The following is a 22,797-nucleotide window of genomic DNA, read 5'->3' on the forward strand; positions in this document are numbered from 1 at the left end:
CATGTTGCGGCGTCTTGTCTCTCTTTCCGTGGCGGCAGCCATTGCGCTGCTGAGCTGTTCCGCCCTGGCACAATCGCCGGCGCTGCCGACACCGAAAGTGGAAGAGGTGATGGTGAAGGTGGCGCTGCTGACGCTCAATGACGCCAATCTCACCGGCAACTACAACGTCCTCCATGCGAAGATGGCGAGACCGTTTCGCGAGCGCTTTTCCGCCGCCACGCTGAAGCAGGCATTCGCGACCTTTGCGGGGCATCACATCGATGCCATCGCCGGCATGCCGATCGTGACGACGGAAGAGCCCAGGATCGACGACAATGGCGCGCTGTTGTTGCGCGGGCATTTCGACACGACGCCATCGCAGCTCAGCTACGCGCTGGACTACGCCATGTCGGAGGGCGAATGGAAGCTGATCACGATCGACGTCAAGGTCCGCTCGCTCCAGACCAATGCGAGCGCCGCCGACCTGGTTGCGCGCGCTGCCGCGGACATTGCGGGCAGCGGCGCACAGAAATGACAGCCGTCAGGCGAGCCTGAACCTGATTCCGCTCTTCGCAAGGCCGCCCGAGATGCCGACGGGCGTACCGTCGGCCCGCCAGCAGGCAGCGCCGGTCATGTTGCCGTCGTCGTGAAAGGCGATCCCGTTCATGCCGCCGGCGACGGTCGGAACGGGCTGCACCTTGTGGCCAAGCGTTGCCAGCCTCAAACGCACACTCTCCGGCACGGCCTGCTCGACCTCGAGCGCATTACCCTCGGTCCAGACCCTCGGCGCCTCGACGGCCTCCTGCAGGCTCATGCCGTGGTCGATCAGATTGACCAGCGCCTGCATCGCGCTCGGGAAGATGCGCTTGCCTCCGGGCAAGCCGAGCGCATAGCGCAGCTTGCCGCCATTCAGCGCCATCATCGGCGACATCGAGGTGGTGACGCGCTTGCCCGGCGCCAGCGACAGCGCGTGGCCCGGTCGCGGATCGAACAGGTTCATGTAGTTGTTGGCGATGGCTCCCAAGCCCGGGATCATGATCTTGGCACCAAACAGATTGTTGATGGTCTGCGTGGTCGCGATCACGTTCCCGAAGCTATCCGCCGCCGTCATGTGCGTGGTGTGCGCGCCTTCGAGCTGCGACACGCCGGCACCCCAAATCCGCGCCCGCGCCGGATCGATGGCGCGGCGGCGCTCCTCGGCATAGGCTTTCGAGGTCAGCTTCTCCACGGGCACGCCGACATAATCAGGATCGCCGCTGGCGGCAGCGCGGTCGGCAAAGGCGATCTTCAACACTTCAGCGAGGTAATGGATCGTTTCAGGCGTACCGAAGCCGAGGCCGCAGATGTCGTAGCCTTCCAGGATGTTCAGCATCTGCGCGATATGCACACCGGAGGCGGCTGGCGGCGGCGGGCCCAAAATGGTCCAGCCGCGATAATCGGCGCGGATCGGCTGCCGCTCGACCGTCTTGTAGCCGGTGAGATCGTTGCGGCGGATGAAGCCGCCGGCCTTCTCCATGTAGTCGGCGAGGATATCGCCGAGTGGCCCGTCGTAGAGCGCAGTCTCGCCGTGGTCGGCGATAGTGCGCAAGGTCTCGGCATATTCGGCCTGCACCAGGCGCTCGCCGACCTTGAGCGGCTCACCGTTCGGCAAATAGATCGCCGAAATCGGCTTGTCCTTGCGCATCTCGGCAGCGCTCTCGCTGATGCATTCGTGCAAATAGGGCGTCGCCGCATAGCCGCGTGCGGCGTGCTTGATGGCGGGTTGCAGGACGTCGGCGAGGCTCATGGTGCCGAAACGGCGCAGCGTCTCGCACCAGGCCTTCAGCGAGCCGGGCGTGGCAACGGCCTTCGGCCCGTTGAGATTCTCGTCGCCGACGGTGTCGAACACGTCGTGCGCCGAGCCAGGCTTGGAGGTGTAGCTGGTGTCGCGAACGGCCGAGGGTACGGTGCTCTGGCCGTCGATGATGCGATGGCTGCCGTCGGCCAGCCGGATGTGTGCCATGCCGCCGCCGATGATGCCGACCATCATCGGCTCGACCACGGTCAACGTGAACAGGGTGGCGATCGCGGCATCGATGGCGTTGCCGCCGGCCGCCAGCATCTCGGCGCCGGCGCTGGAGGCCAGGGGGTGATTGCTGACCACCATGCCGCGGCTTGAGACCGCCGGCATCTTCTGGCAGTCAAAGGTGGTTGCCGTCCGGTCGCGCCAATTGCCGCTCATCTTGTCTGCCCTTGCTGTTCACGGCCGCGAGCACATCATACGTACGACTACTGGTCCAGTAATGGTACGGATTAGCTGGCATTCCCTATTCCGCCATCATTGTGACGGCTGATTCGGACCTCCGCGATCCCCCTTTGGATCGGGCCGGCACGTCCTGAGCGAGAAGAGCTCAGCATCGAGATCGATGCACGTTCGCGTGGCGTATTCCAGACCCAGGCACTCCAAAGGATTGAGCTACAAATGCACACGATCGTACTGGCCACCCAAAAGGGCGGCAGCGGCAAGAGCACGCTCGCCGTCGGCCTCGCGCTGGCCGCCAAGCAGGCCGGCTTCTCCGTCCGCCTGATCGAGACCGACCCGCAGGGCACTTTGTCCAACTGGCAGCGCCGCCGTGTCGCCGATGATCTCGTCGTCGAGCCGATCTACCACGCCGCCGACATCGAGCCGCGTCTGAGGATGCTGGCGGATAGCGGCCTGCAGCTCGCGATCGTCGACACCGCGGCCGGTCTGTCCGCGGCCACCACCGCCGCGATCCGCCATTCCGATCTCTGCCTGATCCCGGCGCGCCCGACCATCGCCGATATCGAGGCGACCGTCTCCACGCTCAGCGTCGCGCGCGCCTGGAAGCGGCCCTACAGCTTCGTGCTGAACCAGACGCCGATCCGCGGCCAGCGCATCGACAATGCCGCAGGCGCGCTCGCCGAGGAAGCCGCGCTCGATCTCGCTGACGTGCTCGCGCGCCCGCTGATCGTGATGCGCAACGATCACCAGGACGCGCTCGCGAGCGGCCTTGCGGTGAGCGAGTTCGCGCCGAACGGCAAGTCGGCGAACGAGATCCGCGGCCTCTGGCGCTGGATCGAGACCCGGCTTGAGCTCAGCACCACGACCAATGTGCTGATCGACCAAGTGATGTCGGCTGCGGACGGCATGCTGCATGTCACCGCCGATCTTGCGGCGGACGAGACCACGACCCTGGCGTCCTGATCGGGACGATCGCTCGGACGGCAGTCGGCCCTTCACTATCCGGAAGGGCCTAGCGACGAAGCAATCCGGCCACCAGCCCGGCCGGGTTGCTTCGCTTCGCGGTTTGGAGATGCTCTATCCTGCGTCATTGCGAGCGCAGCGAAGCAATCCAGACTGTCGCCGTGGAGGGATTCTGGATTGCTTCGTCGCAAGGGCTCCTCGCAATGGCGGGCGGTGGGACCGTCGTCGTGCAGAAACACCTCGCCTTTCGGCTACGGCGCTACGTCACTTCTGACATTTCGGGCACCAGAAGGTCGAGCGGCCGTTCTGCACGAACCGCTTGATCGTGCCGCCGCAACGCGGTGTCGTGCATTTTTCGCCTTCGCGGTCGTAGACCTTGAACGAATGCTGGAAATAGCCGAGCTCGCCTGAGGTCTGGCGGTGATCGCGCAGCGACGATCCGCCCGCCTTGATTGCGTCGTTCAGCACGGTATGGATAGCGCCGACCAATCGCTTGGCATGGTCGGTCGGCTCACCCTTTTTTGTCGATAATGTCGCAGCAATGCGCCGCGGCGACAGATGCGAGCGGTGCAGCGCCTCGCAGACATAGATGTTGCCGAGCCCGGCGACCACGCGCTGGTCGAGCAGCGCAGCCTTCAGGCTGGTGGTCTTGCCGGCGCAGGACCGCGCCAGCATCGCAGCATCGAACTCGTTGCCGAGCGGCTCGGGGCCGAGGCCGCGCAGCAGCGGCTCATCTTCGAGGTCACTGCGCGCAATCACTTTCATGTAACCGAAGCGGCGTGGATCGTTGAAGACGATGTCGGCACCCGAGGACATCCGAAACAGCACGTGGTCGTGCGCGGAATCCTTTCCCCTGGAATAGTGAAACTCGCCTGGCACCGCGTCGTTGTCCGGCTTGATGACGCGGAACGAGCCCGACATGCCCAGATGCATCAAGAGCACGTCGCCGGAGGCGAGATCGGCCATGAGATATTTTGCACGGCGGCCGAGCCCAGTGACGACCTGCCCCTGGAGCCGGGCCACGAAATCGGGCTGGAACGGAAAGCGCAAATCCGGCCGGCGGGCCTCCGCATTGAGGATCTTCGCACCCTCCATGACGGGCTGAAGGCCGCGGCGGACGGTCTCGACTTCGGGCAATTCAGGCATGGTCAGGCATTCACCTTATGAGGGCGGTGTGATAGCGCCATTGCGGCGGGCAGGCTATGGTCCGTCCAGTGGAGTAGAGTAATGGATCGGCCGGGCGAAACCACGCATTTTGGCTTCAGGGACGTCCCCCTCGGGGACAAGCAGACGCTGGTGAACGACGTGTTTCACAGCGTGGCGTCGCGCTATGATCTGATGAACGACCTGATGTCCGGTGGCCTGCACCGGGTCTGGAAGGACATCATGATCACCGCGCTCGACCCGCCGAGGAGCGACCGGCCGTTCGCGCTGCTCGACGTCGCCGGCGGCACCGGTGACATCTCGTTCCGTGCCGCCAAGGCCGCAGGCGCGGGCTTCCATGCCACCGTCTGCGACATCAACGCCGACATGCTGGCGGTCGGGCGCGAGCGCGCCGTCAAGCGGCATCTCGAAACCCAGGTCGATTTCGTCGAAGGCAATGCCGAAGCGCTCGCATTCGCCGACCGCAGCTTCGACGCATATACAATCGCTTTCGGCATTCGCAACGTGCCGCAGATCGACCTTGCGCTGCGCGAGGCCTATCGCGTGCTGAAGCCAGGCAGCCGCTTCCTCTGCCTGGAATTCTCCACCGTCGAGATGCCAGGGCTCGACAAGCTCTATGATCTGTTCTCGTTCAAGGTGATCCCCCCGCTCGGACGCATGGTCACGGGCGACGCCGAATCCTACCAATATCTCGTCGAATCGATCCGCCAGTTTCCGAAGCCAGCCGCCTTTGCCGACATGATCCGCGACGCGGGTTTTTCCCGCGTCAGCTGGCAGACCCTCTCCGGCGGCATCGTCGCACTGCATTCGGGCTGGCGTTTGTGATCTCTGCCTTCACCCACATTGCGCGCCTGATCCGCGCCGCGTTCGTGTTTGCCCGCGAGGGCGTGTTCGGTTCGGTCGATCCGAGCCTGGTGCCGCCGCCGGGACAGCTCGCGCTCAAGCTGGCGCGCCTGGTCGAACGACGCGGCGCCAAATACGGCCCGCGGATATCGCGCGCGCTGACGCGGATGGGCCCCGCCTATCTCAAGCTCGGACAGTTCCTGGCCACGCGTCCCGACGTCGTCGGCGTCATCATGGCGCGCGACCTCGAAAGCCTGCAGGACCGCCTGCCGCCGTTTGCGCAGGACGAAGCCGAGGCCGCAATCGCGATATCGCTGGAGCGGCCGCTGAAGGACATCTTCGCGAGCTTCGGCCCGCCGGTGGCGGCTGCCTCGATCGCACAGGTGCATCGCGGTGAGGTGTTGCGCGACGGCATCCGCAAGCCGGTCGCGGTCAAGGTGCTCCGGCCGAACGTCGCCGCGCGCTTCCGCCGCGATCTCTCCGACTTCTTCTTCGTCGCACACAAAGCCGAAGCCTATTCGGCCGAGGCGCGGCGCCTGCGCCTGATCGAGGTCATCAACACCATGTCGCGCTCGGTCGCCATGGAGATGGACCTGCGCCTCGAGGCGGCCGCGCTGTCGGAGATGGCGGAGAACACGCGCGACGATCCCGATTTCCGCGTCCCTGCAGTCGACTGGGACCGCACCACGCACAACGTGCTGACGATGGAGTGGATCGACGGCATCGCACTGAACGACCACAAGCGCCTGGAAGAGGCGCAGGTCGATCTGCCCGATCTCGGCCGCAAGGTGATTCAGAGCTTTTTGCGGCACGCGCTGCGCGACGGCTTCTTCCATGCCGACATGCATCCGGGCAATCTGTTCCTCGATGACGCCGGCCGCCTGGTCGCGGTCGATTTCGGCATCATGGGCCGGCTCGGCATGAAGGAGCGGCGCTTCCTCGCCGAGATCCTGCTCGGCTTCATCACCCGCGATTATCGCCGCGTCGCTGAGGTGCATTTCGAGGCAGGCTACGTGCCCGCGCATCACTCGGTCGAGAATTTCGCCCAGGCGATCCGCGCCATCGGCGAGCCGATTCACAATCGCACGGCGGAAGAGATCTCGATGGCGCGGCTGTTGACGCTGCTGCTCGAGGTCACCGGCCTGTTCGACATGACGACGCGGCCGGAGCTGATCCTGCTGCAGAAGACCATGGTCGTGGTCGAGGGCGTGGCGCGCGGCTTCGATCCCAGGCTCGACATCTGGAAGGTGGCCGACCCCGTGGTGCGCGAATGGATCGAGCGCAATCTCGGCCCGATCGGACGGGTGCAGGGCGCGCTTGCCGGGACCGGGGACATCGCACGCGTGCTGATGCGGATGCCGGAGATCGCCGAGCGATCCGTGAAGGTGCTCGAGCAACTCGAGACCATGACGCGGGAGGGCATCAGGCTGTCGCCGGACAGCATCGCCGCGATGGGCCGCAGCGAGGGCCGCAAGAATCGCTGGCGCACGGTCGCACTCTGGATCATCGCCGCGACCTTCATCGGAATCCTGATCGCCGTCCGGAATCTATGATTGCATTGCAATCATCATGTTGATAGCATCGCTATCATTCCGTGCTGGAGGGCGTCATGGCAAGCCTGACCATCCGCAAGCTCGATGAGGGCGTCAAAACCTATTTGCGGCTGCGCTCGGCCAAGAACCACAGGTCGGTCGAGGAGGAGGTCCGGGTCATCCTGCGGGAGCTGATCGAGGGCCGCGAGGAGCCGCTGACGCCGTTTGCGGTGCCGCCGGCGCCATCCGCGACGCCACAACGCACCGCCCTGCCCGAGGCCAGCGTCACCCTGATCATCGGCGGCGGCATCGCAGCCTATAAATCGCTCGACCTGATCCGCCGGCTGAAGGAGCGCCGCATCGAGGTCCGCTGCGTGCTGACCAAGGCGGCACAGCAATTCGTCACGCCGCTGGCGGTGAGCGCGCTGTCCCATGAGCGGGTCTATACCGACCTGTTCGATCCCCAGAGCGAGTTCGACGCCGGGCACATTCGCCTCGCGCGCGATTGCGATCTGATCGTGGTGGCGCCGGCCACCGCCGATCTGATGGCGAAGATGGCAGGCGGCCACGCCGACGATCTCGCCAGCGCCATCCTGCTCGCGACCAACCGCAAGGTGCTGCTGGCGCCCGCGATGAATCCACTGATGTGGAACAATGCGGCGACACGCCGCAATGTCAGCGCACTGCAGCGCGACGGTGTGGCGCTGATCGGCCCCAACTCCGGCGAGATGGCGGAAGCAGGTGAGGCCGGGATCGGCCGCATGTCGGAAGCGATCGAGATCGCCAATGCCGCCGAGCGGCTGCTGCGGCCGCCGGTGCCGAAGCCGCTGGCCGGCAAGCGCATGCTGATCACCGCCGGCCCGACCCATGAGCCGATCGATCCGGTGCGCTATATCGCCAATCGCTCCTCCGGCAAGCAGGGCTTTGCCATTGCCGCCGCCGCGCAGGCCGCCGGCGCCGAGGTGATCCTGGTGAGCGGGCCGGTCGACCTCGACGATCCCGCCGGCGTGACGGTGAAGCACGTCGAATCGGCCCGGCAGATGCTGGAGCAGGTGCAGGCTGCGCTTCCCGCCGATATCGCGATCTTCGCCGCCGCGGTCGCCGATTGGCGCGTCGCCAACGAAGGCGAGCAGAAGCTGAAGAAGACCGCGGGCGGCATGCCGCCGCTGCAGCTGGTCGAGAACCCCGACATTCTCGCGACGATCTCCAAGCTGACCGACAAGCGCCCGCCGCTGGTGATCGGCTTTGCCGCCGAGACCGAGCACCTCATCGACAACGCCAAGTCCAAGCTGGCCCGCAAGGGCTGCGACTGGATCGTCGCCAACGACGTCTCGCCGGCCACCGGCGTGATGGGCGGCGACCGCAACACCGTGCATCTGATCAGCCGCAAGAATGGTGAGAAGGATGGCGAGATCACCGTTGATTCCTGGCCGGTGATGACCAAGGAACAGGTCGCGATCGAACTGGTCGCGCATGTCGCCAAGAGCGTGAGCGGCAAAGCCGTGGAGCCGGCATCTTGAGCACGAAGGTCAGCGTCGAACTGCAGCAACTGGCTCATGCCGACGGCCTGCCGCTGCCGGCCTATCAGACCAGTGAGGCCGCCGGGCTCGATTTGATGGCCGCGGTGCCGGACAGCGAGCCGTTGACGCTCGCGCCCGGCCAATATGCACTGGTGCCGACGGGGCTCGCGATCGCACTGCCGGCCGGGCACGAGGCGCAGGTGCGGCCCCGTTCGGGACTTGCGGCCAAGCACGGCGTCACCGTGCTGAACTCACCGGGCACGATCGATGCGGACTATCGCGGCGAGATCAAGGTGATCCTGATCAATCACGGCGCGGCACCGTTCATGATCAAGCGCGGCGAGCGCATCGCCCAGATGGTGATCGCGCCCGTGGTGCAGGCCACGCTGGTTCCCGTCGCCACATTATCGACGACCGGTCGCGGCGCCGGCGGCTTCGGCTCGACGGGGCGGTAGGACGTGGTCGGTTGACGTCGAACAGAGTCCGATCGACAGCGACACTCTCTCCGTTCCCTCCCCCCTTGTGGGGGAGGGGCAGGGAGGGGGGTGCCACACGGGGAGTCTATCAATTGCTCGCCGTTCTCGTTGCATCGTCAACAATTGGCACTTCTTCCTGAGCCACCCCCTCCCTAGCCCTCCCCCACAAGGGGGGAGGGAACGCACCTCCATTGGAGCGCCAGTGGAGTTTCATCTCACACGCTAACGCACGGCGATCCCAGCCGAATCATCCGCAGACTCACGTGAGTTGGAACCGCGTGGGCGGCATTTTTTTGGGGCCACCTTTGCGTTCACGATCTGGACTCTTACCGGCGGAGTCGCGGTGAGGGTATTGTCGTTTGATTCGCGCGCGACGGGGGTCGCCGCGCGTAGATTCGTGCGGTCTTGGGGCAACTATGTCAGGCGTGATCGTGTCGATGCGTCGGACGCTGCTGTCGTGCACATCGCTTGCGCGCAACGGCTTGTTGGGAGGCGCTCTTGCAGCGCTGCTGCCGGCTGCGCCGGCCGAGGCCGCCGACCTGATCGATACCCTCTCCATCATGCTGGATTTCAACCGGCAGGAACTCGCGGTGCTCGCCACCGCGCTGGCCCTGCTCGGCTTCTCGGTGACGGCTGCGATCCTGTTGATGCGCACGCGGGTGCGGACAGCGAAGAACGAGGCGCGGCTAAGGGCGCGGATCAGGGAACTGCAGCTTCAGGCCGACCGCTTCGGCGCGCTGCTGTTCGCCGAGCCGCAGATCCTGATCTCCTGGCCGGCCGGCGACAATCGCGCGCAGATCTCCGGCGACGTCTCGATGGTGCTGCCGCGCGACTCCTCTCCGCAGCGGGTGCTTGCATTCGGAACCTGGCTGCCTCCGGAACCCGCACTGCAGATGGATCATGCCGTCGACGCGTTGCGCGATCGCGGCGACGGGTTCCAGCTGACGCTGACCACCGCGCATGGCCACACGCTGGAAGCCATCGGCCGCGCCATCGGCGGCCAGGCCATCGTCCGGATTCGCGAGCTCTCCGGGCTGCGCCGTGACCTGGCCGAGACCAACCTGCGCTACAACGCGCTCTCGCACGAGACCGAGATGCTGCGCGGCTTTGCCACCGCCGCGCCGTGGCCGATCTGGGCCAAGGGCGAGAACGGCGCGCTGACTTATGCCAACCCCGCCTATGTCCGTGCGACCGAGGCGAACAGCGTCGCCGACGCGCAGGAGCGCAAGCTTGAGCTGCTCGACAGTGCCGACCGCAGCGCGATGGAGCGGGGGCTGAAGGACGCGGCCGGCTTCAATTCACGGCTGCCGATCGTGATCGGCGGCGAGCGGCGCATGTATGACGTGCGCGCGGTCAATGTCGGCAGCGGCAGTGTCGGCGTCGCCATCGATGCCAGCGAGGCGGATGCACTCAGCTCGGCGCTGGTGCGGATGGCGGAAGCGCATCGCCGCACGCTCGACCAGCTCTCCTCCGGCGTTGCCGTGTTCGACGGCCAGCGTCGGCTTGCCTTCTACAACGATTCCTATCGCCGGCTGTGGGATCTCGACCGCAGCTTCCTCGACGCCAACCCTGACGATTCCAGCGTGCTCGACCAGCTCCGCGCCGCGCGCAAGCTGCCGGAGCAGCCGGACTTCCGCGCCTGGAAGGCCAAGCTGCACGAGGCCTATCGCGCGGTCGAGACCACCAAGGACACCTGGTTCCTGCCCGACGGCCGCGCGCTCTCGGTCGTCACCACGCCGAACCCGGAAGGCGGCGTCACCTATCTGTTCGACGACGTCACCGAGAGCCTCGAGCTTGCCCGCCGTTTCGACGGCCTGATCCGCGTCCAGCGCGAGACGCTGGACAGCCTCGCCGAGGGCGTCGCGGTGTTCGGCAGCAACGGCAAGGCGCAGCTGTTCAACCCGGCCTTCGTCCGGATGTGGAAGCTGTCGAGCGATGCCATGCGCGACGAGCCGCACATCCAGACCGTGGAAGGCTGGTGCCATCAGCTGTTCGACGATCCCGCGGTGTGGCGGCAGATCCGCGAGGCCATCACCTCAATCGAGAACCGCGCCGACGTGCCGCTCAAGCTGGAGCGCAAGGACGGCAGCGTGCTGGACGGCATGATCCGCCCGCTGCATGACGGCGCCACCATGCTGACGTTCCAGGACATCACTGACACCGAGAATGTCGAGCGCGCGCTGCGCGAGCGCAACGAGGCGCTGGAGGCCGCCGACCAGATGAAGGTGGATTTCGTCCACCACGTCTCCTACGAGCTGCGCTCGCCGCTCACCACCATCATCGGCTTCGCGCATTTCCTCAGCGACCCCTCGACCGGGCCGCTGACGCCGAAGCAGGCCGAATATCTCGACTACGTCACCAAATCGACCAATGCGCTGCTGGCGCTGACCAACAACATTCTCGACCTCGCCACCATCGATGCCGGCGCAATGAAGCTGGAGCTCGGGCCGGTCGACGTCAGCAAGGCCATCGAGCTCGCCGCCGAAGGCATCCAGGACCGCCTCGCCACCGACCGCATCCGCCTCAAGGTCGAGATCGCGCCCGACGTCGGCAGCTTCATCGGCGACGAGAAGCGCGTGGTGCAGGTGCTCTATAACCTCCTCGCCAACGCCGTCGGCTTTTCTCCACAGGATTCCACCGTCGGCATCAGCGCACGGCGCACCGAACGCAGCGTGGTCTTCACTGTGACAGATTCCGGGCCTGGAATACCTGCCGACATGAAGGACAAGGTGTTCAACTGGTTCGAAAGCCGCTCGCAGGGCTCGCGTCACCGCGGCGCCGGGCTCGGCCTGTCGCTGGTGCGCTCCTTCGTCGAGCTGCATGGCGGCAAGGTGCGGGTGGATTCGATCGTCGGCCGGGGCACGGTCGTGATCTGCGATTTCCCGACCGACCAGGCGGCGCATCGCGACGCCGCCGAATGACCGAACCCGCCACATTCTCCGTCGCGCTTCACAACGAGACGGCCACTGCGCAGCTGATGGCCGACCTCGCGCTGCTGGTCGGCCCCGGCGATGTCATCACCCTCACCGGCGATCTCGGCGCCGGCAAGACTGCGGCGGCGCGCAGCCTGATCCGCTACCTCGCCGGAAACGAGGAGCTGGAGGTGCCGAGCCCGACCTTCACGCTGGTGCAGGGCTACGAGCTGCCGCCGTTTGCGGTGCTGCACGCCGACCTCTACCGCGTCGAGGACGAGAGCGAGCTCGAGGAGATCGGGCTGTCGCCGCTCCCCGATGCCACGCTGGTGCTGATCGAATGGCCGGAGCGCGCCCCATCGGCGATGCCGCAGGACCGCATCGATATCGCACTCACGCATCGGCCGGCGCTGGGCTCGACCGCGCGCGCCGCCGACATCACCGGTTACGGCAGGGGCGCGGCCATCGTCGCGCGGCTGCAGGCACTGCGCGAATTCCTCGACGCATCCGGCTATATCGATGCGGCCCGTCGGCGCATGGCCGGCGATGCGTCGACCCGTTCCTATGCGCGGCTGTTGCGCGACGACGAGATCGTCATCCTCATGAACTTTCCGCAGCGACCCGACGGCGCTGCCCTCTATAACGGAAAGTCCTACAGCGCCGCGGTGCATCTCGCCGAGAACGTGAGGCCGTTCGTCGCGATCGACGAGGGCCTGCGCGCGCAAGGCATCTCCGCGCCCGCGATCCACCATGTCGATCTCGAGCACGGCTTCCTCATCTCGGAAGATTTCGGCAGCGAAGGGGTGATCGAAGGCGATCCGCCGCGCCCGATCGCCGAGCGCTATGAGGCGGCGACCGACGTGCTGGCGACGCTGCACGGCAAGACGCTGCCGGAAACTCTGAAGCTTGCGGATCAGACCTACACCATTCCCGTCTTCGACATCGAGGCGCTGCTGATCGAGATCGGGTTGATGCCGGAATGGTATCTGCCCGATCGCGACGCGCCGCTGGGCGAGGCGGCGCGCTCGGAGTTCTTCGCGATGTGGCGCGAGCTGCTGAAGAAGCCGCTGGGGGCGCCGAAGACCTGGATCATCCGCGATTATCACTCGCCCAATTTGATCTGGCTGGGCGATCGCGCCGGCATTGCGCGCGTCGGCGTCATCGATTTCCAGGACGCCGTGCTCGGCCCGCAATCCTACGACGTCGTGTCGCTGCTCCAGGACGCCCGCATCGACGTGCCCGAAAGCCTCGAGCTGACGCTGCTGTCGCGTTACATCAAGGCGCGGCGCGCCGGCGATGCCGGCTTCGATCCGGCCGGTTTCGCCGAGCTCTACGCGATCATGTCGGCGCAGCGGAACACGCGCCTGCTCGGTACCTTCGCCCGGCTCAACCGCCGCGACGGCAAGCCGCATTACCTGCGTCACCAGCCGCGGATCTGGACCTATCTCCAGCGCTCGCTGGCGCATCCCGCGCTGAGCTCCTTGCGCGACTGGTATCTCGCCAACGTCCCGCCGCCTCGAGGCTGATTCAGGGTCCGATTTACCGGCCGTTAGCCAAGATGTCGCTAATCTGGCAGCGAGGGAGCCGGATGATTACGGGGCTGGAGCAGGCAGATGGCGGCGAAAGCGGATCAGCGCGGAAACAGCAGGGTCATTTTCGAGCGCGGGATTCCGGCCCAGATGATGGGAATCGACGGTACCTGGCGGCGCGACTGCACCATGGAGGACGTCTCCGAGAACGGCGCCAAGCTGACCATCGACGGCTCGGTCGAAGGCCTGCATCTGAAAGAATTCTTCCTGCTGCTGTCGTCCACGGGCCTGGCCTACCGGCGCTGCGAGCTGGCCTGGGTCAATGGCGACCAGATCGGCGTCAATTTCCTCAAGGTCGGCGACAGGAAGAAAAAGGTCCGTTCCACAGCCGTCGGGGCATGACGGCAACACCCGTCGTACAACCGTCACGGCGGGCGATTAAGGCGGTTGAGATGCGGTGCGGCTGGTCGAACCCCGTGTTAGGCTTGCTGCGAACGCGAAAGGTCTGAGAAAGCGAAGGATGTCCGTCAAACCAACCAAAGCCATGGTGCTCGCCGCAGGGTTCGGCCTGCGCATGCGCCCCCTGACGGACAGGATGCCGAAGCCGATGGTGCCGGTGGCCGGCCAGCCGCTGCTCGACCACGTGCTCGACAAGCTCGGCCGGGCCGGCGTGACCGAGGCCGTGGTCAACGTGCACTACCTGCCGGATCAGATCATCGATCACGTCGCATCGCGCCAGCATCCGCGCGTGACCATCTCGGACGAGCGCGACCAGGTGCTCGGCACCGGCGGCGGCGTGGTCAAGGCGCTGCCGCTGCTCGGCGACACCCCATTCTTCCACGTCAATTCCGACACGCTGTGGATCGACGGCGTGCGCTCGAACCTGACGCGGCTCGCCGAAAACTTCGACCCTGATCGAATGGACATCCTGCTGCTGATGGCGCCGACCGCCACCAGCATCGGCTATAGCGGCCGCGGCGATTACGGCATGCTGCCCGACGGCGCCTTGCGCAAGCGCAAGGAAAAAGAGGTCGTTCCGTTCGTTTATGCCGGAGCGGCGATCTTGTCGCCGTCGATCTTCGCAGGCGCGCCCGCGGGCGAATTCTCGCTGACGAAGATGTTCGACCGCGCCAACGAGCAGGAACGGCTGTTCGGCCTGCGCCTCGACGGCGTCTGGATGCATGTCGGCACGCCCGATGCCGTGCACGCCGCGGAAGAGGCGTTTTTGGAGAGCGTGGCGTAGGGGCTGCCAGTCATTCCGGAGCGCGCGTAAGCGCGCACTATGGTGCGCAGTTGCGCACCTGAGAATCGCGAGATTCCGGGTTCGATGCTGCGCGTCGCCCCGGAATGACGGGGGAGAGCGGGGACGATTCCTCCCCCACCCATGACCATTTGACCCCGCCTCCCTATATTGCCTGATCGTTCGAATCAGGCAGCCCATGCGCGTCTTCAGCGTTCCCATCTCAGTTCCGTTTCTGCGCACGGTCGTCACGGCCCTGCTCGATGGCCGGCTGGTCGAGGGATTCGAGGCGCGCAGGGAACCGGCGCGGCTAGCCGATGCGACGCTGTATTTGCCGACCCGCCGCGCCATGCGCGTCGTCCGCGAGATCTTCCTCGACGAGATGAAGGCGGATGCGGTGGTGCTGCCGCGCATCGTCGCGCTCGGGGACATCGACGAGGACGAGCTCGCCTTCACTGATGAAGGCGAGCAGTTCTCCGGCACGACGCCGCTTGAGATTCCGCCGCGGCTCGGCGAGCTGGAGCGGCGGCTCACGCTGGCGCAGCTCGTCGCCGCCTGGGCCAAGGGTCCGGTGCTGGCGCCGCTGGTGGTCGGCGGGCCCGCCTCGACCCTCGCGCTCGCCGGCGATCTCGCGCGCTTGATCGACGACATGGTCACGCGCGGCGTCGACTGGAACGCGCTCGACGGCCTCGTGCCTGACAACCTCGATCGCTACTGGCAGCACTCGCTGGAATTTTTGCGGATCGCGCGCATCGCCTGGCCCCAACATCTCGCCGAGATCAACCGGATCGAGCCGGCGGCGCGGCGCGATCTCCTGATCGCGGCGGAGGCCAAACGGCTGACCGCGCATCCGAACGGGCCCGTGATCGCCGCGGGATCGACCGGCTCGATGCCGGCCACCGCAAAGTTCCTGCACGCGGTCGCTTCGCTGCCGCATGGCGCGGTGGTGTTGCCCGGCCTCGACACCGATCTCGACGACGATTCCTGGCGAACGATCGGCGGCGTGCGCGATGCGCTCGGCAAGTTCGTGGAGCATCCGGCCTCGAACCATCCGCAATATGCCATGCATGCGCTGTTGCAGCGCTTCGGCATCAAGCGCAGCGATGTCGAGCTGCTTCAGCCGCCGGCGCAAGGCGGCCGCGATTTGCTCGCCTCCGAATCGATGCGCCCCTCTGCCAAGACGGAAGTCTGGCACGACCGGCTGAAGCAGGCCGATATTGCCGCGAAGATCGCCGGCGGCATGACCAAGCTCGCGGTTGTCGAGGCCCCCAATCCCGAAATGGAAGCGCTCGCCATTGCGATTGCGATGCGTGAGGCACGCCATCTCGACAAATCGGCGGCGCTGGTGACCCCGGACCGCGCGCTGGCGCGACGGGTGATGGCTGCGCTGACCCGGTGGGATCTCACCTTCGATGATTCCGGCGGCGACGCGCTGATGGAAACCTCCGCTGGCGTCTTTGCACGTCTCGCGGCGGAGGCAGCGACCAAGGGATTGGAGCCGCCGACGCTGCTGGCGATGCTGAAGCATCCGCTGTGCCGGCTCGGCCGCGCGCCCGGCGCATGGAGGGCGGCGATCGAAGGCCTCGAGCTGGCCGTCTTGCGCGGCACGCGTCCGCCTGCCGGCACGGCCGGCCTCCTGCGCGAATTCAACCGCTTTCGCGAGGAGCTTGCAAAACTGTGGCGCAGCGAGGTCTCCGCGCTGCACCGCGCCGAGCCGCGCGCGCGTCTCAAGGCCGAGGATCTCGACCGCATCCAGGCGCTGATCGATGCGCTGCGACACGCATTGGCGCCGATCGAGAGCCTGCCGCCATCAAAGCCATATGATTTCGCCGAGCTGGCGCACCGTCATCGCGAAATCATGATCGAGCTGTCGCGCGACGAGCAGGGCATCCCGCTGGCATTCGAGGAGCGCGAAGGCCTCGCCCTCGCCGGCGCTTTCGACGACCTCCTGCGCGGCGGCACGACCAGCGGATTGATGGTGCCGTTGCCCGACTACCCCGACGTGTTTCAGACCGCGTTCAGCGATCGCGCAGTGCGGCGGCCAGACAAGCCAGGAGCGCGCCTGCAAATCTACGGCCCGCTGGAATCGCGCCTGATGCAGGCTGACCGCATCATCGTCGGCGGCCTGATCGAAGGCGTCTGGCCACCGGCGCCGCGCATCGACCCCTGGCTCAGCCGGCCGATGCGGCACGAGCTTGGGCTCGATCTGCCGGAACGCCGCATCGGCCTCTCCGCCCACGATTTTGCCCAGCTGCTCGGCGGCGATGAAGTGATCCTCACCCATTCCGCCAAAGCCGGCGGCGCGCCGGCCGTGGCTTCGCGCTTCCTGCACCGGCTGGAGGCGGTCGCGGGCGACGATCTCTGGAAGGCGGCAGTTCGCGCTGGTGAAAAATACGTGCAGTTCGCGGGCGCGCTGGACCAGCCCGGCAAGGTCGAGCCGATCAAGCAGCCGGAGCCGCGACCGCCGCGCGCAACGCGGCCGCTGAAGATGTCCGTCACCGCGATCGAGGATTGGCTGCGCGATCCCTACACGATCTATGCAAAATACATCTTGCGGCTGGATGCGCTCGACCCCGTCGACATGCCGCTGTCGGCGGCCGACCGCGGCTCGGCGATCCATGATGCGATCGGCGAATTCACGGAAACCTATGCGAGACATCTGCCCGACGATCCCGCGCGCGTGCTGCGCGCGATCGGCGAGAAGCACTTTGCGCCATTGATGGAACGGCCCGAGGCGCGGGCATTGTGGTGGCCTCGCTTCCAGCGCATCGCGCGCTGGTTCGGCGAATGGGAGACCGCGCGTCGCGATGCGATCGAGGCGATCACGGCCGAGACCAGGGGCGAGATCTCGATCCCGCTCGACAATGCACGCACGTTCTATCTGTCCGCGCGCGCCGACCGCATCGAGCGGCGCCAGGGCGGCGGCTACGCCATCCTCGACTACAAGACCGGGCAGCCGCCAACCGGCAAGCAGGTTCGCATGGGCCTGTCGCCGCAATTGACGCTGGAGGCCGCGATCCTGCGCGAGGGCGGCTTTCCCGGTATCGACGCGGGGGCGTCGGTGAGTCAGCTCGTCTATGTCCGCCTCAGCGGCAACAACCCGCCAGGCGAGGAGCGCATTCTCGAGCTCAAATACAAGCATAGCGACGAGCCGCAGCCGCCGGACACGGCCGCCGCGGAAGCGCGGGCCAAGCTGGAGGCGCTGATCCGCGCCTTCGAGGACGAGAACCAGCCCTATACATCGCTGAACCTGCCGATGTGGGCGAACCGCTACGGCACCTATGACGACCTCGCCCGGATCAAGGAATGGTCTGCGGCCGGCGGATTGGGGATCGAGGAATGGTGAAGGCGCCGCGTCCCATCCCCGACGAGGTGCGCGCGCGGCAGGCGCGCGCATCGGATCCGACCGCGTCGGCCTTCGTCTCGGCCAATGCCGGCTCGGGCAAGACGCATGTGCTGGTGCAGCGCGTGATCCGCCTGTTGCTGTCCGGCGTACCGCCGGAAAAAATCCTCTGCATCACCTTCACAAAGGCTGCTGCCGCCAATATGGCCGAGCGCGTGTTCACCACGCTCGGTCATTGGGTGACGCTGGATGATGCCGCGCTGGACGCAGCGATCAAGGCGGTCGGCATTCCGCATCCTGACAGGTCCTTGCGCCGAAACGCGCGAAAACTGTTCGCCTGCGCGCTGGAGACGCCGGGCGGGCTGAAGGTGCAGACCATCCACGCGCTGTGTACGCGCCTGCTCCAGCAGTTTCCGTTCGAGGCCAACGTGCCGGCACGCTTCGCCGTCATCGACGAGCGCGACCAGAACGACATGATGGAGCGCGCCAATCTGAAGGTGCTGCTGGAAGCCGCGCGCGATCCGGACAGCGTCACCGGCCGCGCGCTGCTGACGGCGATGGCGAGCGCCGCCGACGTCACCTTCAAGGAGGTCGTGCGCGAGGCCTGTCTCAGCCGCGATCATTTCATGGCCTGGACGGACGAGGCCGGCAACGCCGAAGCGGCGGCGGCTCAGATGGCAGCGGCACTCGGCGTCGATGCGGGCGACCGCATCGAGGATGTCGAGACGGAGATTCTCGACGGGCCTTATTTGCCGCGATCGCGCTGGGACGATATCGCCTTTGCGCTCGAAGACGGCAGCAAGTCCGACAACGACCAGGCCGCCCGTCTTCGCGAGGCAAAAGCGTTCTCCGGCGCCGCGCAGGTCGATGCCTATCTGTGCGTCTTCCTCACCGACGAAAAGCTGCCGCGCAAGACGGTGCTGACCAAGAAGTTTTGCGATCACAATCCTTCGGTCGCGCGCCTGTTCGAGGCGGAGGGCCAGCGCATCGGCCGATTGATCGAGAAGCGGCGCGCGGTGACCATGCGCGATCGCACCGCGGCCCTGCTGCATATCGCGACCGCGGTTGCCGCAAACTATCGCCGCGAGAAGCAGGAGCGCGGCCTGCTCGACTACGACGACCTCATCGACAAGACGCTGGCGATGCTCGACCGCGTCTCCTCGGGCTGGGTACATTACAAGCTCGACCGCGGCGTCGATCACGTCCTGATCGACGAAGCGCAGGACACCAGCCCCCGGCAATGGGACATTGTCGCGCACATCATCTCCGAATTCACGGCTGGCGCAGGCGCTCGCGAAGGGCTGAACCGCACCATCTTCGCCGTCGGTGACGAGAAGCAGTCGATCTTCTCGTTCCAGGGCGCGGCGCCGCACGAATTCGACGCGCGCCGGCGCGAGCTGCACCGCAAGTTCACCGCCGCCGGGCTGAAATTCGACCCCGTTGCTTTCACCTATTCGTTCCGCTCGGGCGCCACGATCCTGCACTCGGTCGACCACGTCTTCCGTGATCCCCAGATCTACAAGAGCATCCATTCGGTCGAGATCGGCCACCCCCTGCACAACGCGCTCGCCGATGCAGGCCCGAGCATAGTCGAGCTTTGGGACCTCGCAGTCGCAGACGACAAGCAGAACATTGAAGGTTGGCGCGCGCCGTTCGACGGGGTCGCGGTGACCAGCCCCGAAGTCAAGCTCGCGCGCCGGATCCAGGCCGAGATCAAGCGGCTGGTCGAAAGCGGAACGCTGACCGGGCACGAAGGCGAGCGCCGGCCCTTACGTTACGGCGACATGCTGATCCTGGTGCGCCGGCGCGGCAACGCATTCGACGCCGTGATCCAGGCGCTGAAGCACGCCGGCGTTCCGGTCGCCGGCGCCGACCGGCTCAAGCTCACCGAGCATATCGGCATCATCGACCTGATGAATCTCGCCGACGCGCTGCTGCTGCCGCAGGACGATCTCGCGCTGGCTGTGGCGCTGAAGAGCCCACTGTTCGGGCTCGACGACGACGATCTGTTCCAGCTCGCCTACGACCGCAAGGGATCGCTGCGCCGTGCGCTCGGCGAGCACGCGGCCGGCAACGAGAAATTCGCGACCGTGCTGCGTCGGCTGGAAGCCTGCGAGAGGCGCGCGCGCGAGGAGACCCCGTTCGCCTTCTACGCCTGGCTGCTCGGGGGCGACGGCGGGCGGGCCCGCATCCTGCGCCGGCTCGGCCATGAGGCCAACGACGCGCTCGATGAATTTCTGGAGCTTGCGCTGAATTATGAGCGCAAGGCACCGGCCTCGCTGCAGGGATTCATGGCCTGGCTGCGCTCGGCCGACACCGAGGTGAAGCGCGACATGGAAATCTCGCGCGACGAGGTGCGGGTGATGACCGTGCACGGCGCCAAGGGTCTGGAAGCCTCGGTCGTGTTCATGGTCGACACGACCTCCTCGCCCGCGGACTCACAGCGGCTTCAGCTGATCAACGTATCGCGCGACAATGGCGGCGAGGTCGTGGTCTGGGCCGGGCGCAAGGCCGACGATCCAAAACCCGTTGCCGAGGCCCGCAATGCGATCATCGAGGAGACCGAGGACGAGTATCGCCGTTTGCTCTACGTCGCGATGACGCGCGCGGCGGACCGGCTGATTGTCGGGGGTTGCTTGCCAGGCAATAGGAAGGACGTCCGCAAGCTGAGCTGGTATGACCTGGTCGACACCGGGCTCGCCGGCTCGGGCCTGGACAAGCAGGTGGTCGAGACGCCGCTCGGCAAGGTCACCCGCTTCGCCCGGCCGGAGGACGTCGTGGCGCTGGGCACGCCGGCGGCCGCCGTGGACGCAACGGTCAAATTGCCGGACTGGCTGCGAACCCCGGCACCGCGTGAAACGGTCGATGACGATCCCGTGCGCCCGTCCGGCCAGTCGGCCGAGGAGGGCCGCAGCGTGCGGTCGGGCGAATCGGTGCAGTCCCGCGCGCTCGCGCTGCAACGCGGCACGCTGGTGCACCGCCTGCTGCAATCCCTGCCTGACGTCGCCAGCGAGCGCCGGCGCGAGGCCGCGCTCGGCTTCATGGCGCGCAACGCTGCGGACTGGACCGAAGCCGACCGCACTGCACTCGCCGACAAGGTGCTCGCTTTGATCAGCGAGCCGCGCTTTGCGCCGGTCTTCGCCGCGGGCAGCCGGGCCGAGGTTGCCATCGCCGGCAGGCTGGAGCGGCCGGGCCGCGCCCCGGCATTGGTGTCGGGGCAGATCGACCGGCTGGTCGTTCGACCGGATGAGGTCTTGATCGTCGATTTCAAAACCAACCAGGCGACACCCAAGAGCGCCAGGGAGGCGCCGGCGGCCTATGTCCGGCAGCTTGCGCTGTACCGGGCGGTACTCTCGCGGCTTTATCCCCAAAAGCCGGTCAGGGCCGTCCTGCTTTGGACCGAGACCCTTGAATATATGGAGATTTCGCCCCCCGCGCTGGACGCGGCGCTGGCATCCCTTCATCTCGGTGTGAGCGTCCTTGACCCGGCAAGGAGCCGTTCATAGGTTGACCCCATGATCCCGGGCGCGATTCCAGGTCGCGCCGATTCTTTCAACCGAGTGAGGTACTCCCAATGGCCGTTAGCAAGGTTTCCGACGCCGATTTCGAAGCCGAAGTGCTCAAGGCGAACGGCCCCGTGGTCGTCGATTTCTGGGCCGAGTGGTGCGGCCCCTGCCGCATGATCGCGCCCGCTCTCGACGAGATCGCCGGCGCGATGGGCGACAAGGTCAAGATCGTCAAGCTCAACGTCGACGAGAGCCCGAAGACCGCCTCGAAGTATGGCGTGATGTCGATCCCGACCCTGATGATCTTCAAGGGCGGCGAGATGGCCTCCCGCCAGGTCGGCGCAGCGCCGAAGGCGAAGCTGCAGCAGTGGATCACCTCCGCGGTCTGATCGGCTTCGCGTCAGATTATTTTCGACAACGGCCGGCGAAAGCCGGCCGTTGTGCGTTGATGGGACGTGTCCAGCGTATGACGAGTCCCAGCCCTTGCCTGCTCCTCCCGCAAAGCGCGCGCGAAAATCGAGCTCTCTGGTCGCGATGGAGGCGCGGTCGGTCGACGCGATTCCGCGCGGCAAGGCGTGGCAGTACGAGCCGAAATGGGACGGTTTTCGCTGCCTGCTCTCGCGCGACGGCAGCCGGGTCGACCTGCGCTCGAAATCCGGCGAGGACCTCGCGCGCTATTTCCCGGAAGTGGTCGCCGCTGCCTTGAGGCTGAAGGCCGATCGCTTCACGCTCGACGGCGAGCTCGTCGTGCCGCAGGGCAAGGGCTTTTCTTTCGACGCGCTGCTGCAACGGATCCATCCTGCGGCCAGCCGCGTGAACAAGCTGTCCGACGAAACGCCGGCGCTCTATCTTGTCTTCGATCTGCTCGCGACCGCCAGAGACAAACAGCTTGCCGCCCAGCCGCTGAGCGCGCGGCGGCCGGCGCTGGAAGCGTTTGCGAAAGCCAATCTGACAGGCGGCACTTTCCGTCTCTCACCGTTCACGACCAGTTATGCCACGGCGAAGACATGGCTGGCGCGGTCCGGCCGCGGTTCGGACGGCGTCATCGCCAAGCGCATCGACCTGCCCTATCAGGCCGGAAACCGCGACGGCATGCAGAAGATCAAGAAATTCCGCAGCGCCGATTGCGTGGTCGGCGGCTTCCGCTATGCCAGCAACAAGATCGCGGGTCGCAAGGTCGTCGGCTCGCTGCTGCTCGGGCTCTACGACGATGCAGGCTTGCTGCACCATGTCGGCTTCACCTCCGCAATCAAGGCGGAAGAGAAGCCAGCCTTGACCGATCGGCTCGAAGCCTTGATTGGCGAGCCCGGCTTCACCGGCAACGCGCCGGGCGGGCCGAGCCGCTGGTCGACCGAGCGCTCGGCGAAATGGTGTCCGCTCAAGCCGAAGCTGGTGATCGAGGTGTGCTACGACCATTTCAGCGGCGAGCGCTTTCGCCACGGCACCTCGATCCTGCGCTGGCGCCCGGACAAGGCGCCGCGGCAATGCAGCTTCGAGCAATTGAAGCAGAAGGCGGCCGATCCGATGAAGCTGTTGAAGTGAACAGCC

General features: G+C 66.3%; 16 protein-coding genes. 14 read left to right on the top strand and 2 right to left on the bottom strand.

The annotated features are described in order from the left end of the window. The first annotated feature begins 1 nt into the window (after nucleotide 1). Nucleotides 2-514 (top strand): hypothetical protein, encoded by a 513-nt coding sequence (locus tag P6U31_RS00325; protein ID WP_407186337.1) that lies wholly within the window; start codon nucleotides 2-4, stop codon nucleotides 512-514. Nucleotides 515-520: 6 nt separating this feature from the next. On the opposite strand, the gene ggt is transcribed toward P6U31_RS00325, so the two are convergent. Continuing rightward, nucleotides 521-2,200 carry a gamma-glutamyltransferase gene (gene ggt / locus P6U31_RS00330; protein WP_407186338.1) on the bottom strand — a complete coding sequence of 560 codons (1,680 nt, stop codon included), beginning with the start codon at nucleotides 2,198-2,200 and terminating at the stop codon, nucleotides 521-523. A 240-nt stretch (nucleotides 2,201-2,440) separates the two neighbouring features. Between ggt and P6U31_RS00335 the strand changes: the two genes are divergently transcribed. Beyond that, on the top strand, nucleotides 2,441-3,184 hold the full coding sequence (locus P6U31_RS00335; RefSeq protein ID WP_407186339.1) for an AAA family ATPase: 744 nt from the start codon (nucleotides 2,441-2,443) through the stop codon (nucleotides 3,182-3,184). Nucleotides 3,185-3,448: 264 nt separating this feature from the next. Here the strand turns inward: P6U31_RS00335 and mutM are convergent, their stop codons facing one another. After that, entirely contained in the window at nucleotides 3,449-4,330 is an 882-nt protein-coding gene (mutM, locus tag P6U31_RS00340) for a bifunctional DNA-formamidopyrimidine glycosylase/DNA-(apurinic or apyrimidinic site) lyase (RefSeq protein WP_407186340.1), read from the bottom strand. Nucleotides 4,331-4,411: 81 nt separating this feature from the next. Here mutM and ubiE point away from each other — a divergent pair, with 81 nt between their 5' ends. The 12 genes from ubiE (at nucleotide 4,412) to P6U31_RS00400 (ending at nucleotide 22,791) form a co-directional block, all read left to right on the top strand. Continuing rightward, nucleotides 4,412-5,173: a bifunctional demethylmenaquinone methyltransferase/2-methoxy-6-polyprenyl-1,4-benzoquinol methylase UbiE gene (ubiE, locus tag P6U31_RS00345; RefSeq protein WP_407186341.1), complete on the top strand. Its 762-nt coding sequence runs from the start codon at nucleotides 4,412-4,414 to the stop codon at nucleotides 5,171-5,173. Next, nucleotides 5,170-6,744, top strand: a complete 1,575-nt coding sequence (gene ubiB / locus P6U31_RS00350; protein WP_407186342.1) for a 2-polyprenylphenol 6-hydroxylase — start codon at nucleotides 5,170-5,172, stop codon at nucleotides 6,742-6,744. Before ubiE ends, ubiB begins: the two co-directional genes overlap by 4 nt. Nucleotides 6,745-6,800: 56 nt before the next feature. After that, entirely contained in the window at nucleotides 6,801-8,243 is a 1,443-nt protein-coding gene (gene coaBC, locus P6U31_RS00355; protein WP_407186343.1) for a bifunctional phosphopantothenoylcysteine decarboxylase/phosphopantothenate--cysteine ligase CoaBC, read from the top strand. Further along, nucleotides 8,240-8,698: a dUTP diphosphatase gene (dut, locus tag P6U31_RS00360; RefSeq protein WP_407186344.1), complete on the top strand. Its 459-nt coding sequence runs from the start codon at nucleotides 8,240-8,242 to the stop codon at nucleotides 8,696-8,698. Before coaBC ends, dut begins: the two co-directional genes overlap by 4 nt. A gap of 437 nt (nucleotides 8,699-9,135) precedes the next feature. Beyond that, entirely contained in the window at nucleotides 9,136-11,640 is a 2,505-nt protein-coding gene (locus tag P6U31_RS00365; protein ID WP_407186345.1) for an ATP-binding protein, read from the top strand. Next, nucleotides 11,637-13,157: a tRNA (adenosine(37)-N6)-threonylcarbamoyltransferase complex ATPase subunit type 1 TsaE gene (tsaE, locus tag P6U31_RS00370; protein WP_407186346.1), complete on the top strand. Its 1,521-nt coding sequence runs from the start codon at nucleotides 11,637-11,639 to the stop codon at nucleotides 13,155-13,157. Before P6U31_RS00365 ends, tsaE begins: the two co-directional genes overlap by 4 nt. A gap of 87 nt (nucleotides 13,158-13,244) precedes the next feature. Next, nucleotides 13,245-13,562 carry a PilZ domain-containing protein gene (locus tag P6U31_RS00375; RefSeq protein WP_407186347.1) on the top strand — a complete coding sequence of 106 codons (318 nt, stop codon included), beginning with the start codon at nucleotides 13,245-13,247 and terminating at the stop codon, nucleotides 13,560-13,562. 118 nt (nucleotides 13,563-13,680) lie between these two features. Then, entirely contained in the window at nucleotides 13,681-14,403 is a 723-nt protein-coding gene (locus P6U31_RS00380) for a nucleotidyltransferase family protein (protein ID WP_407186348.1), read from the top strand. Between the two features lie 196 nt (nucleotides 14,404-14,599). Beyond that, entirely contained in the window at nucleotides 14,600-17,746 is a 3,147-nt protein-coding gene (gene addB / locus P6U31_RS00385; RefSeq protein ID WP_407186349.1) for a double-strand break repair protein AddB, read from the top strand. After that, entirely contained in the window at nucleotides 17,740-21,249 is a 3,510-nt protein-coding gene (gene addA / locus P6U31_RS00390; RefSeq protein ID WP_407186350.1) for a double-strand break repair helicase AddA, read from the top strand. Before addB ends, addA begins: the two co-directional genes overlap by 7 nt. A 68-nt stretch (nucleotides 21,250-21,317) precedes the next feature. Further along, nucleotides 21,318-21,638 (top strand): thioredoxin, encoded by a 321-nt coding sequence (trxA, locus tag P6U31_RS00395; protein ID WP_008540017.1) that lies wholly within the window; start codon nucleotides 21,318-21,320, stop codon nucleotides 21,636-21,638. A gap of 145 nt (nucleotides 21,639-21,783) precedes the next feature. After that, nucleotides 21,784-22,791 carry an ATP-dependent DNA ligase gene (locus tag P6U31_RS00400; protein WP_407190052.1) on the top strand — a complete coding sequence of 336 codons (1,008 nt, stop codon included), beginning with the start codon at nucleotides 21,784-21,786 and terminating at the stop codon, nucleotides 22,789-22,791. The last annotated feature ends 6 nt before the right edge of the window (nucleotides 22,792-22,797 follow it).

The organism is Bradyrhizobium centrosematis, from assembly GCF_045571495.1.
Lineage (GTDB): Bacteria > Pseudomonadota > Alphaproteobacteria > Rhizobiales > Xanthobacteraceae > Bradyrhizobium > Bradyrhizobium centrosematis.

Coding starts and splice junctions, on each gene's coding strand:
- P6U31_RS00325 (WP_407186337.1), top strand. CDS start 2: ATGTTGCGGCGTCTTGTCTCTCTTTCCGTGGCGGCAGCCATTGCGCTG.
- ggt (WP_407186338.1), bottom strand. CDS start 2,200: ATGAGCGGCAATTGGCGCGACCGGACGGCAACCACCTTTGACTGCCAG.
- P6U31_RS00335 (WP_407186339.1), top strand. CDS start 2,441: ATGCACACGATCGTACTGGCCACCCAAAAGGGCGGCAGCGGCAAGAGC.
- mutM (WP_407186340.1), bottom strand. CDS start 4,330: ATGCCTGAATTGCCCGAAGTCGAGACCGTCCGCCGCGGCCTTCAGCCC.
- ubiE (WP_407186341.1), top strand. CDS start 4,412: ATGGATCGGCCGGGCGAAACCACGCATTTTGGCTTCAGGGACGTCCCC.
- coaBC (WP_407186343.1), top strand. CDS start 6,801: ATGGCAAGCCTGACCATCCGCAAGCTCGATGAGGGCGTCAAAACCTAT.
- P6U31_RS00365 (WP_407186345.1), top strand. CDS start 9,136: ATGTCAGGCGTGATCGTGTCGATGCGTCGGACGCTGCTGTCGTGCACA.
- tsaE (WP_407186346.1), top strand. CDS start 11,637: ATGACCGAACCCGCCACATTCTCCGTCGCGCTTCACAACGAGACGGCC.
- P6U31_RS00375 (WP_407186347.1), top strand. CDS start 13,245: ATGGCGGCGAAAGCGGATCAGCGCGGAAACAGCAGGGTCATTTTCGAG.
- P6U31_RS00380 (WP_407186348.1), top strand. CDS start 13,681: ATGTCCGTCAAACCAACCAAAGCCATGGTGCTCGCCGCAGGGTTCGGC.
- addB (WP_407186349.1), top strand. CDS start 14,600: ATGCGCGTCTTCAGCGTTCCCATCTCAGTTCCGTTTCTGCGCACGGTC.
- addA (WP_407186350.1), top strand. CDS start 17,740: ATGGTGAAGGCGCCGCGTCCCATCCCCGACGAGGTGCGCGCGCGGCAG.
- trxA (WP_008540017.1), top strand. CDS start 21,318: ATGGCCGTTAGCAAGGTTTCCGACGCCGATTTCGAAGCCGAAGTGCTC.
- P6U31_RS00400 (WP_407190052.1), top strand. CDS start 21,784: ATGGAGGCGCGGTCGGTCGACGCGATTCCGCGCGGCAAGGCGTGGCAG.